General features: G+C 34.0%; 15 protein-coding genes. 5 read left to right on the top strand and 10 right to left on the bottom strand.

The window, feature by feature from the left end; translation table 11 throughout:
* Positions 1–116: 116 nt before the first annotated feature.
* The 6 genes from CW752_RS12065 to CW752_RS12040 all read right to left on the bottom strand — a co-directional run bounded on the left by CW752_RS12065 (position 117) and on the right by CW752_RS12040 (position 7263).
* A complete protein-coding gene (locus CW752_RS12065) occupies positions 117–1124 on the bottom strand; it encodes an OmpA family protein (RefSeq protein ID WP_101239962.1) in 1008 nt (335 codons plus the stop codon).
* Between the two features lie 452 nt (positions 1125–1576).
* A complete protein-coding gene (locus CW752_RS12060) occupies positions 1577–3007 on the bottom strand; it encodes a S41 family peptidase (protein ID WP_101239961.1) in 1431 nt (476 codons plus the stop codon).
* Between the two features lie 80 nt (positions 3008–3087).
* Positions 3088–4173 carry an alpha/beta fold hydrolase gene (locus CW752_RS12055; RefSeq protein ID WP_228401733.1) on the bottom strand — a complete coding sequence of 362 codons (1086 nt, stop codon included), beginning with the start codon at positions 4171–4173 and terminating at the stop codon, positions 3088–3090.
* Positions 4174–4580: 407 nt separating this feature from the next.
* Entirely contained in the window at positions 4581–5486 is a 906-nt protein-coding gene (locus tag CW752_RS12050; protein ID WP_228401731.1) for a hypothetical protein, read from the bottom strand.
* A 10-nt stretch (positions 5487–5496) separates the two neighbouring features.
* Positions 5497–6345: a hypothetical protein gene (locus tag CW752_RS12045; protein ID WP_101240009.1), complete on the bottom strand. Its 849-nt coding sequence runs from the start codon at positions 6343–6345 to the stop codon at positions 5497–5499.
* A gap of 12 nt (positions 6346–6357) precedes the next feature.
* On the bottom strand, positions 6358–7263 hold the full coding sequence (locus CW752_RS12040; protein ID WP_101239960.1) for a hypothetical protein: 906 nt from the start codon (positions 7261–7263) through the stop codon (positions 6358–6360).
* 485 nt (positions 7264–7748) lie between these two features.
* On the opposite strand from CW752_RS12040, the gene CW752_RS12035 reads away from it, so the two are divergent.
* Both CW752_RS12035 and CW752_RS12030 read left to right on the top strand, forming a co-directional pair.
* Entirely contained in the window at positions 7749–8261 is a 513-nt protein-coding gene (locus CW752_RS12035; RefSeq protein WP_101239959.1) for a hypothetical protein, read from the top strand.
* Between the two features lie 175 nt (positions 8262–8436).
* Positions 8437–9225, top strand: coding sequence for a PhzF family phenazine biosynthesis protein (locus tag CW752_RS12030; RefSeq protein WP_101239958.1), 789 nt, complete (start codon positions 8437–8439; stop codon positions 9223–9225).
* 291 nt (positions 9226–9516) lie between these two features.
* Here the strand turns inward: CW752_RS12030 and CW752_RS12025 are convergent, their stop codons facing one another.
* A complete protein-coding gene (locus tag CW752_RS12025) occupies positions 9517–9735 on the bottom strand; it encodes a DUF4287 domain-containing protein (protein ID WP_101239957.1) in 219 nt (72 codons plus the stop codon).
* Between the two features lie 106 nt (positions 9736–9841).
* Complete coding sequence (locus tag CW752_RS12020) at positions 9842–10786, bottom strand: pentapeptide repeat-containing protein (RefSeq protein WP_101239956.1); 945 nt, start codon at positions 10784–10786, stop codon at positions 9842–9844.
* 619 nt (positions 10787–11405) lie between these two features.
* Between CW752_RS12020 and CW752_RS12015 the strand changes: the two genes are divergently transcribed.
* The gene (locus CW752_RS12015; RefSeq protein ID WP_101239955.1) at positions 11406–13799 is read left to right on the top strand and encodes a hypothetical protein; all 2394 of its coding nucleotides are present in this window, start codon (positions 11406–11408) and stop codon (positions 13797–13799) included.
* Between the two features lie 160 nt (positions 13800–13959).
* On the opposite strand, the gene CW752_RS12010 is transcribed toward CW752_RS12015, so the two are convergent.
* Positions 13960–14397: a bleomycin resistance protein gene (locus CW752_RS12010; protein WP_101239954.1), complete on the bottom strand. Its 438-nt coding sequence runs from the start codon at positions 14395–14397 to the stop codon at positions 13960–13962.
* 237 nt (positions 14398–14634) lie between these two features.
* On the opposite strand from CW752_RS12010, the gene CW752_RS16930 reads away from it, so the two are divergent.
* Entirely contained in the window at positions 14635–14781 is a 147-nt protein-coding gene (locus CW752_RS16930) for a hypothetical protein (RefSeq protein ID WP_185117623.1), read from the top strand.
* A 107-nt stretch (positions 14782–14888) separates the two neighbouring features.
* Here CW752_RS16930 and CW752_RS12005 read toward each other — a convergent pair whose 3' ends face one another.
* Positions 14889–15713: a hypothetical protein gene (locus tag CW752_RS12005; protein ID WP_133121687.1), complete on the bottom strand. Its 825-nt coding sequence runs from the start codon at positions 15711–15713 to the stop codon at positions 14889–14891.
* 269 nt (positions 15714–15982) lie between these two features.
* Here CW752_RS12005 and CW752_RS12000 point away from each other — a divergent pair, with 269 nt between their 5' ends.
* Positions 15983–16441, top strand: a complete 459-nt coding sequence (locus CW752_RS12000) for a hypothetical protein (protein ID WP_101239952.1) — start codon at positions 15983–15985, stop codon at positions 16439–16441.
* The last annotated feature ends 131 nt before the right edge of the window (positions 16442–16572 follow it).

The raw sequence follows: 16572 nt of genomic DNA, 5'->3' as shown, positions 1-16572 counted from the left end.
AAAACAATTTGAAGAGTCTTTGTACAGCAGAATTTAAAATGAAACAAATCCCAACTTTCGTTGAGATTTGTTTTAAGCAAAAGAATATCTAATCCTATATTCTTATAAGGGTTTCATTATTTTTTTACCAGCTCCACTCTACGGTTTTGCGCCTTCCCTTCTTCAGAACTATTATCTGCAATCGGATTTTTGCTGCCGAAGCCTTCTGCTGAAAGTCTTGTTTTATCAATACCTGAAATAGTAATAGCATTCAATACTGCTGTAGCACGATCTTTTGAGAGTTGAACATTATGGGCATCATTTCCGCTGTTATCTGTATATCCGTTAATGGCAAGTTTTAGATTGCTGTCGGTTTTCAGGACCTTTATTATTTCATCAACGGCTGTTTTGCCATCGGGTTTTAAACTCGCTTTGTCTGTATCAAAATTAATATGCAATACAGCCTTGCCTGTGGCATCTAATGCTTTTTTTATTTCATCAGATTTTAATATTGAAATTGTTTGCTCAAATGGTGTTTTCTGTAGAATTTGTATTGCTCCGGTCGCCGTATTTCCATAAAGTTGAATATAAATATCATCGCCATTTGGTCTTCTTATGACATACACTTTTACGGGTTCATTCCAATAATCTATAGAGCCTTCTTCTCCAAAATACTTGGCTTCTTCTTTTATTCTGTCAAGCTCTTGCTGAGAAACTTTACCATCAAATACTTTTACACCCCCCACTTTTGTAATCGCATCATCATAGCTTTTCAAAAAATAAGGCAACGACCACTCTTCTGTATTGCTTTTCTCGTTGACTACATAGGTTTTCCATACTTTTCCTTCTATTGGTGTCATTACGCCTTTAAGTGGAAAAAACAGCAGGTCATAACTTCTTTGTACCGGTTTGTTTTGGAAGCCCAACCCTTTGGGAAAACTGAAAAAGGGTAATTCACCCACTTCAGCGCTGGAAACCGGTATGGAATTGATATCAAATTGGGTAGTTCCACCCGAAGATTTTTCCATAGCTGTAGGATTTTCTATGGCGACAGTATCCTTTGCAGCATCCGTTTTTTGTTCAGCTTTTTTGTTACAAGCAGCAAGCAAAGTGCCTATTGACAGAATAATCAGTGCCTTCTTCATATTAATAATTTTTAGGTTTTGGTGTATATTTTTTTAATAGTGAGAAATAAAACAGTATGAATTCTCCTTTATTAAAGCTGTTCGGTGTATTTTATACTGTCCTATTTTTTGCGACACTAACTTACAAATAAAATACGAACGGGAAACTACCTAGATTTAAGGATTTTATGATTAAAAAAAACCGGAATCAGAATAATAATACTGTTTATTTTTTTATTAAACCACAAATCGTAGGTTCGACGTAGTCAAAAGTCACAAAAGATTTTTTAAACACTTAAGCTATTTAAGTTATATACTTTCCGTATAAGAAGTACACTAAAGTTTTGTTGAAAATCAAAGATTTTCATCTTATGTGAACTTAAATGTGCAGTATTTCTTTAAACTTTCTAAAGTGCACTAAAGTGTTAAAAAAATAAAACTTTTATGACTTTTGTAGTTAAAATTCATCATAATTAGTTTTGCTTCATCACAAAATCCATTGGTCTGTCAAACCCTATTCTCAGGTCATCTGGTTCTGTTTGTATTTCAACGTCCGGCTTAATTCCTTTTGGATCACTGATGAAATGAGGAGTTCTCATTCTGTACTGAAAAGTAGGGATCCAAACTAATGTTTTAGAATACGGCAACACAAATGCCTGTCCTCCCGCATTACTGTAATTACTTCCTTGTGAATATTCTCCATACAATTTCCCGATTTTATACTCTCTCATCAATGCTAACAGATGTCCGGTGGTGGAGAAACAACTGCCATTGATCAGAACGCTGATTTTTCCTTTGTAAAAATTGGGCTTGTTTTGTTGGAGTTTAAACCACCAATCTGTACTGTTGGTTTCTGTGTAGCAGTTTAATCCATCCTTGAGTTTTGTTTCGTTCAGATTTATTTCTTCAATATTGTCCGGGTATTGAGCGTAATGCTTCCAGTCTTTTACGCTTTTATATTTTGCTCCCATATAATCAAAATAATAATAGGGAGTGCTGCATAAATATGAAAATAAATAGTTAGCAATATCTGCTGAGCCGCCGCTATTATCCCGTAAATCGATAATTAAGTTTTTAGTCTTTAAACTGTCAAGTCGTATAAAAAAGTGGTCTAATTGTTTCTCTGCAATTTTTCTATCTGCCTCATTATACCCATTTTCAAATGAACGGAATTTTAAAACAGCTAAATCGTTCGTTTTGAACTCTGTGGTTAAAGGTTCCATTTTTTTTGAAATAATACCGGTATACATTTTAAATGGCATTCCTTGAAATATACGTTTCAGTTTACGCTGGTTACGGTCTACATACTCAATTTCAAATTTTTCTGTCTGATCGTAAATAAAATAATAAAAGGGAAAATTACTAAACCGCGCATTTAATCCTGTTTCATTTCTACCTTCAACATGAATGTATTGTTTAATATCATTCACCACAGCATGGATCTCTTTTCCATTTATTTTTAGAATTCTCAATCCTGTATATTCTTTATTTTCCTGGGATGATTTATCCAGATAATAGCTGCCCTTAATCTCATAGATACTGAAAGGAAAAATCAATCTGTCATTGAGTAAATCAATAATTCGTCCCCTATCAACGGCTGTATGCCCGTCTTTAATTTTTGCCATTAAGGTGGCTGTCAATTTATAATACTCAACAAGAGAAAGATCGGTTTTTATAGAGTTTTTTAAAGAGGAATATGTTGTATCAAATTCATTTTTTGAACAAAACATAAATTGCCCGGGATGAATGGTATTGGTTAAATGATAGAGCTCTGAAAACTCGGCAATAACGCTGTCCTTTTTCAGTGATTTGTCAAGTAACCCCGGCTTTTTTAATGTTGTGCTTTGCCCAGGAGCAAAATTGATAGTAAATAATAAAAGTGGTAATACGATCTTAAAATTCATTTTTAAATATTTTTACTTTACAGCTGTTTGGATAACCTAGCTCAAAGTCAGGAGACTTCGCGCAGAGAGAAGTGAAAATTTCATTTGATCAGCTTATTATTCAGTAGAAATGTTTTAATATCCTTCACTACTTCATTTGGGCGTTCGTCTTTTACGCCATGCCAGGTATTTTCATATACTTTGTGAACAATAAAAGGTTTATGTTCATCTGTAAGCCTGTCATTTTCTTCTTTAAAATCGAACCAATCATTTTTACTCACAGGGTCTAAAATGAGCACAGGTTTATTCAGATTCCGATAAATAATTTTAGGATTTAATTGGTGTGTTGAGGCACCGAAAGCAGTGTTGGAAGTAAAAGGAGTGTAAATAATGGCGATGTTTTCTTCTGCAGAGTTTTCACCGGTAAGTTCTTCGGCTCCAGGGTTTATTTCATATTTTCCGCTTGCATTTTTCTTGATCCGGGCATAAGAAGTAAAAATTTCTTTTTTCAGCTTTTCTTTTTCTTTTCCTTTTATCCCCCAATTGTTATACATCCACCAATATGCATCAAACTCGTTATCAAAAACCATTGTTTTTTTGTTGGTATAATATTGTTTGGTTTCTTCAATATCTTTCGCAATGTTGGCAGCCTTTGTCTGAAAATCCCAGGCAACAGAACCGCCATCTTCCAAAATAAGAGCCTGAACCATTTCCGGATAAGCATTATAAAATGCTGAACTTATAGTCCCTCCTCTTGACCAGCCTCCAATTATTGCTTTTTTGATTTTCTTTGTATCTAAAAGGAATTTGATATCATCCGCAACATGATAAATGGAAAGATCTTTTTTAGAAATTGGGGTAAATCCGTGTCCGTAATAATCAATGGCAATAACGTGCAGGTTCATTTTTACCAATTGGTCTATAATTTCATATAATTCATACCCATTGCTATACGTTCCGGGAATCCAAACCAATGTTGGATTCTTTTTATCTCCCCACTCCAAATAATGCATGTTAACATTATTGGTCTGAATATAATTTCCGTGTTGTTTTTCGTATTTTTCAAATTCGGGTTGTAAACTTTGAAATAAATTCCGTTGTGCTATAGAATCTGAGGAAGCGTTTGTTTGCGCTTTTGTTGGTAGATACACCATGAAAGAAAGCAACAGAATGATATTTTTTTTCACAATTCGCATGTTTTTACTTTGTTTTGGTTTATAGTTTTTATAAGAGGTGCTTTCTGAAATACACCTAATATGTATTATTTATACTTTACACTTCAGACTAACAATATAGCAAATTTATTAAGTATTGCAACATCCATTTCATGGTTCATTTCATTTTTCCTGAGTAATCATTGCTTCTAAGATTGATTTCGTTACATACCGATAAAATAGACTAGAACAACAATTCAATATATCTCAAAATTCAAGTCTAGGAAACCGGCATTAACAAATTAAAATTCAATTAAATACAATAATTTCACATTATACTCACTCCAAACAAAACACAAAAAATCGGCTGGAAATATTTCCAGCCGATGGCTTTTACATTTTATACAAAAAATGATATATACTTAAAGATTAAATTCTTTTTACTGTTCCACAATCGTCAATGAATTATAAACTCCGCTCCCTGAAACATCAAACTGACTTACCGTCCCATCAAATGCTACCGTAATCCAGGTGAATGGTCTTAATTTATCTCCTTTATTCAAATAAACACTTACAGTACAGGCAGAGCCTACAGGTACAGCATTAGGACTTGCTCCGGTATCAGAAGCATATCCGTTATTTGTTTTTACCCTTTGAGTAATTGTTCCGGCAGGGTTTCTCACTTCCCATATCGCTTCTGTCTGGTTATTTCCTCCGGTATTTACCTGGCTTGATTGTAATGCAAAAGTAAAGGTTGCAAAATATACTCCGGTTCTGGGAGCAATAAACTCTCCCGTAGACGGATCAAAATTATTGGTAGGAACGCCAGAATCGGAATCTAGTTTTTCCGTCCAATTGGTTAAATAAGATGATCGCCTTTGTACAATTCCGGATTTAGTTCCAATTTCTGAAGAATTTCCACTTTCAAACAAATAAGTATCTTGAGTCACTTTATTCGCCATAACAACAATACGAGGCTTACCCTTCGGAAAAAAACTCACCCAATTTGTTCCATCAGAAAACTCCAAATATCCTTTTACTCCAATGGCTGGGCTCGCAACATAACGTAGAGCTCCGGCACCGGCCTGTACAGCCGTTTTATTCGTATTCCCTATTGCAACCGTTCCATTAGTTCCGCTGCGTAGATCTATTGCTACTTTCGGATTAGCAACCAACACTCCTATCTTACCGGATTTATCGATTATCACTTTACCGGCATCAGTTTTAACTTCAACAGGATTTGTTGGATTATCGACTCCAATTCCAATTTGGGCACTAACCTGAGTCCCGAAAAGAAGAGAAACAAAAGCAGCTCCCAGGTTCTTTATTATATTGTATTGTTTCATTATTATTTTTTTATAATTCACTAATACTAAGGTTATTAAATTTTCCGTCATTCAGGGTGTTTCTTGCAGAACCTATATTGTGTTTTACACTAAATTTAATTGTATTTCCTGCTTTAAGATTAAAAATCGCATTGCAATTTCCACTTATAAAATTACTCACTACCCCAGCCTGAAATGCAGGATAAGAATTGACCGTTTTATAAGTCTGAATATTCTCAATATTGCGGTCACTTTCTATCGCAGTTTCTATAAATGTATTTTTCGGGATAGCGCCGTTGGCTAAAGTAATGTTGAAAGAAACCAGATAAAAACCATCACGAGGTGCAGTAAATACTCCGGTAGAAGGATTAAAATCACCGTTGGCTGTTGTTCCCAGATCTACCGTTTCAATCCAATCTGATATATAGACCGTCGAACCGCTTGCAATACTCTGAGCAGTACTTTTACTGGCATTTACAAGGGCTTTGGTAGGGGCGGTAAGGGGCAAAGCAATCCATTGTTCACCATCAGAATATTCCAAATAGCCATTTGCATTATAGCGTATTGCGCCACCACCGGCTTCAACAGGTGTCTGGGTACCGGCTCCCAAACCAATCAGTCCTTTATTATCTGAAGAGCGAAGATCCACTTTTGTGATAGGATTTAAAACCCCAACCCCCAGATTTCCAATTGAGTCTACAACTACATCATTAGATAACTTTAATGCATCGGGAGTAGCTCCATTATCTTTGGCAGCATCAATTTGCAATGGTTTCAGGGGCTTATTAGTAAAAAAACCAACCTGAGCGGCTATTATACCTGAAGAAAAAAATAGAATACAAGCTATTAACCGGTAAACGAAACTAATTTTCAATTTCATAATCATCTATTTTTAATGTTCTATAATGGTTAAATTGTTAAATCCATCATCAGGATTTGTGGGATCTGCAGGGTTAGTAGTCACCCTGAGTGCCACAGAGCCACTTGATACCAGATTATGCCAAAGCCTTGTTACAACTTGTGTACCGGCGGTCAGAGTAAGGGTTACGGTACTTGATCCTCCTGCCTGTGTCGACCGTGTGGAGTTCGCATCGTCAGCAGTTCCGGTCATAGATTGTCCGAACGTTTTGTAAACAGATGCCAGTACGGTATTCGTAGTAGTATTGTAAAATTGTGATTCTACTCTGGATCCGTCATTGATTACAGCTCCATTAAAATTAAAGGTCAATAGAAAGGTATACGTACCATCGCGAGGAGCCGTAAAAACACCAGACGTGGCATCAAAACTATTACTCATATCCCGTACCATATTCCAGTTGTTGATATTGGTAGCTGTGTTTTGTGTTATGGATTGACTGGTTATTTTTCGGGCAACTACCACTGCTTTTTGAGGGGCAATATAGGCTTTATGCCAAACTGTTCCATCTGAAACTTCAATTTTGGGACCTGTAGGAATATTAGCTACATCATACCTCACCGCTCCTGCACCGGCATCTACAGCAGTCATCGTAGTTGTACTAAGCCCTAAAGCATTTTCTGCTCCTGCAGATCTCATATCGAGTTTAACCTGGGGATTAAGTACTCCTGCTCCAATGAAACCTGTTGTTTTATTAATAATGATATCATTCGCAACTTGTGCTGCTGTCGGCGTCCCGGTTGCTGCATTATCTTTAGCACCATCTATATGTAAAGCCCCTTGTGGATTTAATAAACCAATCCCAACTTGGGAGTGCAATACATTAACAGAAGAATAAAATACTCCAAAAGCGAGTATTAGAAAACGTATCCTTTCTTTCATTTGATTGTTTTTAAGGTTCGAATTAAGGTAAGTTCGGAGAATACTAAAGTAAAGTTCTGTAAAGAGAACGATTTCCTCTATATAAAAGCCGGTATTTCCATTGGTTATAATATTTTTGGTGAACTTAAAATGCCTGACAAGTCGTCACTTATAAAACACGTTCTATATTAGGCATTTTAAGGTTCGCTATAATAAGTTTGTGTTTTAATTTTTGTAAGTACAAAACTACCATATACTTCTTAGATACAACACTTTACCCCATAGATATAATTCGAAAACAAATTAGATTTGATTCTATAAACAAATGATAGATTTTATTGCATGGATGGTTCCGGCAAACCTATTTTTCTTGTATAAATAGGCTTTTCCATAGGCACTGAGAAATATCAGACTAAATTTTTCTATAAACTTTTGTATTTTTATAGAATGAAATTCATTTTCTGTTCGCTTAATTTCATTGCAGCGACAACCCAACACTATTATTTATGAAAAAATTAAACCCAAGTTATTTTGAATTCTTTTTTTCCAGATATGGATTCATTGTCATTGGTATTCATGTAATTACAATATCACTTTCTATCTACACTAAAGAAAAAGAACTTTTTATTTGGGTTATGCCAAGTATTTTATGTTTTCTTTTTTTATTATTGGTCTGTTCTACAGAATATCGAATGCTAAGAAAACATCTTCCACCTGCGGACGTTTTACTAGCCGATAACAGCCTGATCATCAACGAAAAGTCTTATCCTTCTGAGCAAATAGAAGAAATAACCTATATGCCTGTAAGACATACACTGAACAAATTCACGGATTATTTTTTTGAGATTACAACCAATGATGGCTCTGTTTTTTATTTTCTGGATAAAAGCATGGGCTGGAAAGGTGAATCACCAACCATGAAAATATTGAGTCAACATCCTGTATTCTCATCAAAAACAAAAGAAAAAAGTGAATCATCGAAGGGTTTTTCTGTATTTAAAAAAACAACACAATCGTAAAAATATCAGCGTTGAATTTTACCATAAAATATATTTAAACTCCGTTGTGCATTTTGATATTTTAACTCACGTGATTTTAAGTCAAAATGCCCAGCGGTATACTTAAAAAATACAGTAAATCAAATACCTGTTCTAAAATAGATTATCTTTGCCACTTACCTAAAATTTCTCAATCATGAAGTTAGAATTATATCAAATAGATGCGTTTACAGAAGAGATTTTCCATGGAAATCCTGCATGCGTTGTCCCGTTAAAAAACTGGCTACCCGATGACATCCTTTTAAAAATAGCCCGTGAAAATGCTGTGGCAGAAACAGCTTTCTTTATTGACAATGGCAACACGATTCATCTAAGATGGTTTACGCCTGAAATTGAAATGGATTTATGCGGACATGCTACTCTTGCTACGGCTCATTGCTTAGCTTCCATCTTAAACTATCCGAACAGCAGAATTATTTTTGAAACCAAAAGTGGTGAATTAACAGTAGAGGTAAAAGACGGATTTTACTATATGGATTTTCCGTCAAGAATGCCTGAACCTTCCACACTTCCGGATAATATAATCAGGTCTCTTAATATACAGCCTAAAGAGGTCTTCAAATCAAGAGACTATGTTCTGCTATATGAGTCCGAGGAAGATATCAAAAAGATCAATGTTGAAAGATCTGTTTTTGATCTTCTTAATCTGGATCCGGGAGGCGTTGTTGTGACCGCAGCAGGTACCGACAGTGACTTTGTTTCAAGATATTTTACACCGCAATCCTCAATTCTTGAAGATCCGGTAACCGGTTCTGCACATTGTTCTCTCATTCCGTTCTGGGCATCAAGATTAGGAAAAGATAAGCTTTTTGCCCGCCAGTTATCAGAAAGAGGCGGCCAACTCTATTGTGAAAACAAAAGCGAAAGAGTAATTGTGGCCGGTAAAGCCAGAACCTATTCTATAGGACATTTTTGGATAGAATAATGTTATTTTAATTTGGCTTAACAATTCTGTACTCTAAAGAAGTGATCTGAAAAATACCCTCTTCACATTTAACTATAATGAAGGTGTCTAAAAAGTGTCATTCTGAACATAAACTGAAAGTTTACGAACGTAGTTCAGAAATGGAGTGAAAAATCTCAAATAAATGATAATCAATGAGATTCTTCCTACGTCAGAAATCGAAGATTCGACGTAGTCAATGACAAAAGCCAAAATTATTTGACTTTTTAGACAGCCTCATTATTTTTTTACAGGAATAGAAAAAATTCAATTTTATTCACGCTTTCCATTAATATAGGCATACATAGCGGTAGCATGTCCATGTCCTAGTTCAAAATCTTCTTTTAACCAATTGATTATTTCTGTTGCTTTCACTCCCTTCCTTATTTTTCCTTCTTCGGTAAATCCTTTTTCAGCAGCCAAATTTTCAAAATCAGAACGGGATTTTCCGGTTTTTTCTTCAATGTTTTTAATGTAAGTTTGAAATGACATATTATTTTATTTTTTGGGGTTAATCTTTATTTCTAATGTTTATTTTTTTTAAATGCAATCAGTATTTTATGTATTCAACGAAGCACTTTGACTATTATCAAACAATCTATACTGTTATTACATTCGGTAAATCTACCCCAGCTCCTCTGAGGGCTGCATAAGTTAATTTATCCATCATTGCACCTTCAAAATCAATACTTTTAAGGGTTTTATAGTATCTGTTGGTAAGTGCAAATGTTGATCGGAATGAAACATTTTTTAACGCAGATCCTTTAAAAGAAACCCCTTTCAGTCTGGCATTATCAAATTTCACATTAATGAAAAGCTGTCTATCCAGACAAATCCCACTCATATCTGAAGAGCTAAAATCTACTCCGTCAAATTCGCAGTTTTCAAAAATTGTTTTTCTCAGATCACCACTCACCAGCCTTACATCAATTAAGTTTATATTGGTAAATCTTGCCTGAGTAAGATCAGATGAGGAAAACTCTGTCCGAAGCAGAACAGCTTTGTTAAAATTTGTTCCAGAGAGGTTATTATTAGATAGTACACAATCTGTAAGATCTGCACTTTCAAAATTACCATCACTCACATCACTATTCTTAAAAGAACTGCCGCTTAAATTTGCTTTGGAAAAATCGGCTCCCTTCAGATCACTTCCCCAAAATTTTCTCTCCGGAGCGTTAACTTCTGCAAAATCCGTCCCTACGAAAGCCCCTCCACTAAAATCAGTAAGTAATGGTTCATTCACAGAAATTGAAGGGGTAATCTCTGTACTATTTTTTTGTTCAGCTTGGTCAGTAATATTGGCTGTATTTTTAATGACTGCCCCGTCTTTTTGAGATGGTACATTCTCTGAAAAATAGTTGAGATCCAAATTAAAAATTTCAGAGAGACGGTTAATGGTAATAAAATCAGGTACGGATTCTCCACGTTCCCATTTTCCAACCGCCTGCGGACTGATAAACAGGAGTTGCGCAAGCTGTGCCTGGGACATTCTGTTTTCTTTTCGTGCATGAACGATTTTATCGCCTAGTTTTTTTATGTCCATATTCTTGTATTTTAAATCTTTTTGACAGGACAAAGATAGCAGTCAGGTCATCCATATATATCAGGATTATAGATATTCTTGGTTGTAATTATGCTACTTATAGTTGTATCTGACAACGTACGGTTGTATTGGATGAGATAAGGCAAGTATTTGTCTTTTTAATAATAAAGTTTCTCTTCCATACAATCTGAGGAACAATATTAATAATGTTCTTTATATCCGTTTTATTAATTACAATTGATATATTTAAATTACTTCTTATCCTATAAAACACATCGAAATTTTTACCGAAAATAGGCAAAAAAACATCATACCTATTTTCCACAACAATAATTTATTTAACACTGTAAAAAGATACCAGAAAGTTCTAGTATTAATGACACAGAAAATAAATAAATAAATAAATAAATAACAACATTATTGCATTATCCCGGCATAAGGAAGAATAAAGAAACTTCAATACTTGTTCAATTTTATAGATTAACAAATTTTCTATTGCTCATAAACCCTAGTCTAAAGGTATTAATTAATAACTTCTTTCTTTTGAAATACCCAAATATCAATTTTCGAATCTTTAAATGATTAAATTAGCGCTGAATTAAAATGCGTTAAGATTTCTATGAAAAATATATTTGGTGTATTGCTCCTTTCCATGGTGCAGCCTATATTGGCTCAAACGAAACTGGAAAAAGCAATTACAAATCTTGAGGATAACTACGAACAGGAAAAAGTATATGTACTTACCGACAAATCACAATATGCAGCCGGTGACAAGGTTTGGTTTAAAAGCTTTGTATTTGACGGTTATAACCGTTCCACATTATCTACTACCCTATTTGTTGAATTGTATAATGCTGATAAAAAATTAATAGATTGGAAAACCATCCTGCTAACCAACGGTGAAGGCAGTGGAGATTTCCAGTTGAAAGAGGATCTTCCTGAACAGGTTTATTATGTAAGAGCCTATACACCTTACATGACTAATTTTAATGAAGATTTTCAGATTGTTAAAACAATTCCGATTTATAACCCTAATTCCCCGGAATCATTGGTTATTTCCAAAAGCTCCGATTGGTCTGCAAAGGCCTTTCCTGAGGGTGGAACTTTTATTAATGGAGTGCCTACTAAATTTGCAGTAAGATTATCAAGCAATACTTATTTGCCGGAAAACTGGACCGGAAAAGTAATAGATACCCAAAACCCCAATACTTCTATAACTACATTTAAATCTTTTGATAAGAACGTGGCATCCTTTACCATCACACCGGTTTTAGGAAAAAAATACCAAGTTATTATTCAGGATAACACCGGAAAAAGTAAAACGACAGATCTGCCACAAGTCGCAGACAGCGGTCTTCATCTAGAAGCTACCAGCTCTAAAGAAGGGATAAAATACAGTTTAAAAGGAGTCAATCTCAAACAACAGCTTCAGAATTATAAAATCATTGGAACAATCAATAATCACCTTGCTTACAAAGCCAATATCAGCCAGCTAATCAATGAAGCTTCGAGTCTTATTCCGACTAAAATCAGCAATGGAGCTAACGGTATTTTGCAGTTGGCCATTTTTGACGATCAGGACAACCTTGTGGCCAAAAGGCTTTGCTTTATAAAACCTAATAATTTAAAGATTGAGAAAGCTGAAATTATAGGTCAGGAGATCAAACAAACTCCAAGATCTTTCAATAGTATTGATCTTTCCCCGGATTCTTATTTTAAAAATTACACGGTTTTGGTAAGCGAAGATGATGGTACTCAAAACCCGGAAGAAGAAAATTTACTGAGCAGCCTTTGGTTAACGGGAGATTTTACGACAAAAATAGACCGGCCTGCCCAATATTTTTCTAAGAATGCCAATAGCGAAGCTTTGGACGCCTTGCTTATTTCTGAAAATTGGAAAAGATTCGACTGGAATTCTGTACTTAGCGGAGCTACACCTACCATAACAACCCGTTCTCAACAATTTCTTTCTTATAAACTAAAACCTATTAAAAATAATGCCCAACTAATCAATACTACAGTTAATTTAGTATTGAAATTAGGCAAAAGTGAGCCTGTTTTTGAGCAATTTAAAACGGATCAAAACGGATATATTTATTTAAATAATCTTAACTACAATGATCCTTTAGAGGTTTCGGTATTTACCAATTCGGAAAATAATAAAGAATCCGGTACAGATAACGTATTCGTCACGGTAGAACCATTGGTTACACCTAATCAATTTAAAGGCAATTTCCCGGGGACAAAATATACTCTGGTAAAAGCTAATACGAGCAAAGCCCTTCCTCCAACCATTTCCAGAGCAATCAATACTCAAAAAAACAATAAAAAAATAGAGGACAATGACATACAAATTGAGCAGGTAAAATTAGTCGGAAAAAAGAAAGACCCCAAAGAAGACTTAAATAAACAACTATCCACCGGAATGTTTAGCTCCGTCAACTCTACCATATTTGATTTCGTTAATGAAGATCAACATGCTGCCGGCTCGAGTAATATCTTAGACTGGCTACAAGGAAGAGCTGCCGGTTTATCATTTCAAAGAAACAATTCGGGAATCAATGTACCTTATATCCGTGGCCAGCAAGCTAAGCTCTATTTGGATGAAATTCCTACTGATGCTTCCATGATCTCTAACCTTCCTATCGGCAATATTGCTATGGTTAAAATTATCAAAGGAGCCGGATTAATAGGTGATGCCGTAGCCATCTATACAATGAGAGGCAATATGAAATCTAAGAATGATGAAAAGGAAACAAAAAAGAATAATTCATCTATTGTAAAAGGCTATGATAAACCATCGGAATTCCTTGTTGAAATGTTAGATGATGATGTAAAAATTGAAAACGATACCCGCGAAACTCTATATTGGAACCCGAATCTATTTGATAGCGATAATGTTCCTCCGAGAATTAAATTCTTCAATAACGACACTGCCAAACAATATAAAGTTTTGATAATAAGTTTTGATGAAGATGATCATCTGCTTTATGATCAGGAGATTTTTAAGTAATAAAAACAGCCTTTCAGTTTTTCTGAAAGGCTGTTCTGTCTATATTAATTTAAGACTGTCAGAGGCTTTGTCTTTCTCCAGACTTCATATTGAATCATTTTATTTTAAAAGTCTTTTCTAAGTACAATCAAAGTTCTCACCAGATTGAAAAAATAAAAGTTTACTGACTTATTTCCCGTTCTCCAAGATATTGTTGAAACCTCAAAAGATATCCGTCAAAATCTTGTATAAGAAGCTCCTTAACACCTTCTTCGACTGTATTTATTCTGTACCAAACTTCTTTTGGTTCTCTAAAATACGTTAACTTATTAGCTTTAATTTTATCAATAATATCATCCAGGCGATTTACTTCAATCTGAAAATTAATACCCCGACCTCTGGGAAAAACAAGTTCATCAGTCATCCAGGAATCGCGACAATCCTGTTCAAGCATAAGTTGAGAGCCTTCATATGAAATGAATGCAAAATAGTCTTCTTCTCTTTCATACTCCAGTGTAAATCCCAATTGTTCAATATAAAACTTCTTAGAATTTTCAATATTTGTCACTAATAATTCAGGAATCAACCTATTAAATCTTATAGTATCTGTATTCATCATTATTTCAGATAAGAAATTTTAAAGTTTAGGTTTCACTTACTTCAGCCAGTGAGCCGAATCAAATATAAGAGATCTCACTCTATTATACGAACCACTTCGGGTGATTTCGACATTATAATTATTAATCATTAGAGAATGAAAAATCAATTAAAATAATCATGAAATTCCGAACAATACGGTTTTCCATAACTCCAAACGTTTTATTCTACTTAAATTCAACATATTAATAAATTTATTATGAAAACAATTAAAGCAATTAAACCAGGTCCAAAACCTAACAAACCTGATGGAACTCCAGACAGAAGGAGAAGAGTTACTCCAGAAGTAAAACCAAAACATCCAGATCTAAAACCTCACAAACACAAACCTGGAGATTCAAAATGATTTTAAAATTACCCGAAGAAACTTTCAAATCTCAGCAATGCTGAGATTTTTTATTTTATGAAAAACTATAATACATTTTGCAATAATTACAGTTATAAAATTCAAAATTAAGATTTACGATTTCTAATAATTAACTCTAGATTTAGAATTAAAAAATGAAGAAAAACACCTATTCCAATACAATAGATTAAAATATAATGAAAAGTGTAGAATACATTAGCCATTGGTGTTAATGGAGACATATTTCCTGTAAAAATAGAAGATATACTATATGGAAGTAATGTTGCAAAAGTCCAAAAATTATTTCTGTCTAATTCAGCTTTTTTAACTTTGTAGTAATGAAGTTCTTTTTTTAGATAATTAATATCTTCAGTTAACACCTTTCCAAATTTCATAGAATCTAATTCAGTATATCCTCCATTTTTGTGTAATTGCTTTTTCAAAGTGCCATTTTTATCAAAAACATAAATGGTAGCCATATAATCTTTACCAGGAATATTAAAATTGATATCGCTATGTACTATACTTCCTTCTGTAAATGTCAGTTGCTTCAGTTCATTTAATGTTTTGTTTAATATTTTATAATTTGAGAGTTTAATATTTTCTAGATATTTAATCTCATAAGGAATATTTTTAGAATCATCAATCCATTCATTAAGCACCACCTTTTTCCGATTATCATGGATAGCAGTTTTAAATTCAAAACTAGCCGGATTATTTTTGAGCATCAAGGTGTACAAAAAAGGAAAGACTACTAAATGTAAAGTTAGCATGATTGAAAGACATGAAATTGCATATTTAGATTTCTGAAATTTTTCATATTTCGAAGTCCTATAGAGATATGCACAGAATGATAAAATAATCAAGATTAAGAATATTGTTGAAAAAAATTCACCAACACCAAATGAAATATTAATTAAGGTTAGCAACATATAAGTTTTTTACCTGTAAACATACAAGAAATAATAATATATTAATTACGGAAAACCCTAATGTCACTCTCTAAAATACTCACAATTTTGAAGATTCTATTTCTTCAAAATTCTACAATCTTATTTTCCTGTTATCTTATAATTCCTTTCGGGTAGTTTTAATACTATAAATTAAACATTCTAACAACAATATTATCTAAAATTCCTTTTTTAACAATATCTTTCAAAAGAAAACACTAAATATTCCGTTAAATTATTAAATTTGGCTAATGCGAAAGAATTTTTATCTCATCATTGTATTATTTTCCCTTGCCAGTTGCTATACTTACCAGGTAAAAAAGCAAGTGGAGACAACAACCGACAATAAACAGGAATCTAAAAGAGGTTCAGCTCCTGCCAATATTCCTTCCGGAACAACAGCTAGTCCCCAAAACATGAATGCTCAACAAGCACCTATTCCGGTTAACATTCAGGAGAAACTTGCCGCAGGTAAAAATGTGAAAATTGACGTTGACGGCAGGAGTTATAAAATAATCGTTGATAAATGGGAAAGAGATAGTCTGGTGGCACACCCGGTTCATAATCCTAAAAAAATTCTAAAATTCCATAAGAACCAGATCAATAGTGAAAGAATTGCAGAAAAACGCTTCTCACAACCCATAGCTGATATTATTACGGTGACTGCTTATGCCGGAATTGCTGCTGCAATCTGGTTTCTTGTCCGCTAACTTTTTAAAACATTTCCAGCCGGTGTCAAGAATGTTTTTTATAAATTGCCAACATTCAACAATCCGCTTTTTGTGAAGTTGGAAGAAATCTGCTCCTCTTCTAATCGTGCAGAAAAGAAAGAATTTAAATT

Source organism: Chryseobacterium sp. PMSZPI (genome assembly GCF_002835665.1).
GTDB lineage: Bacteria > Bacteroidota > Bacteroidia > Flavobacteriales > Weeksellaceae > Chryseobacterium.
The sequence above is the reverse complement of the archived record's forward strand: the minus strand, read 5'-3'. Positions and strand labels throughout refer to the sequence as shown.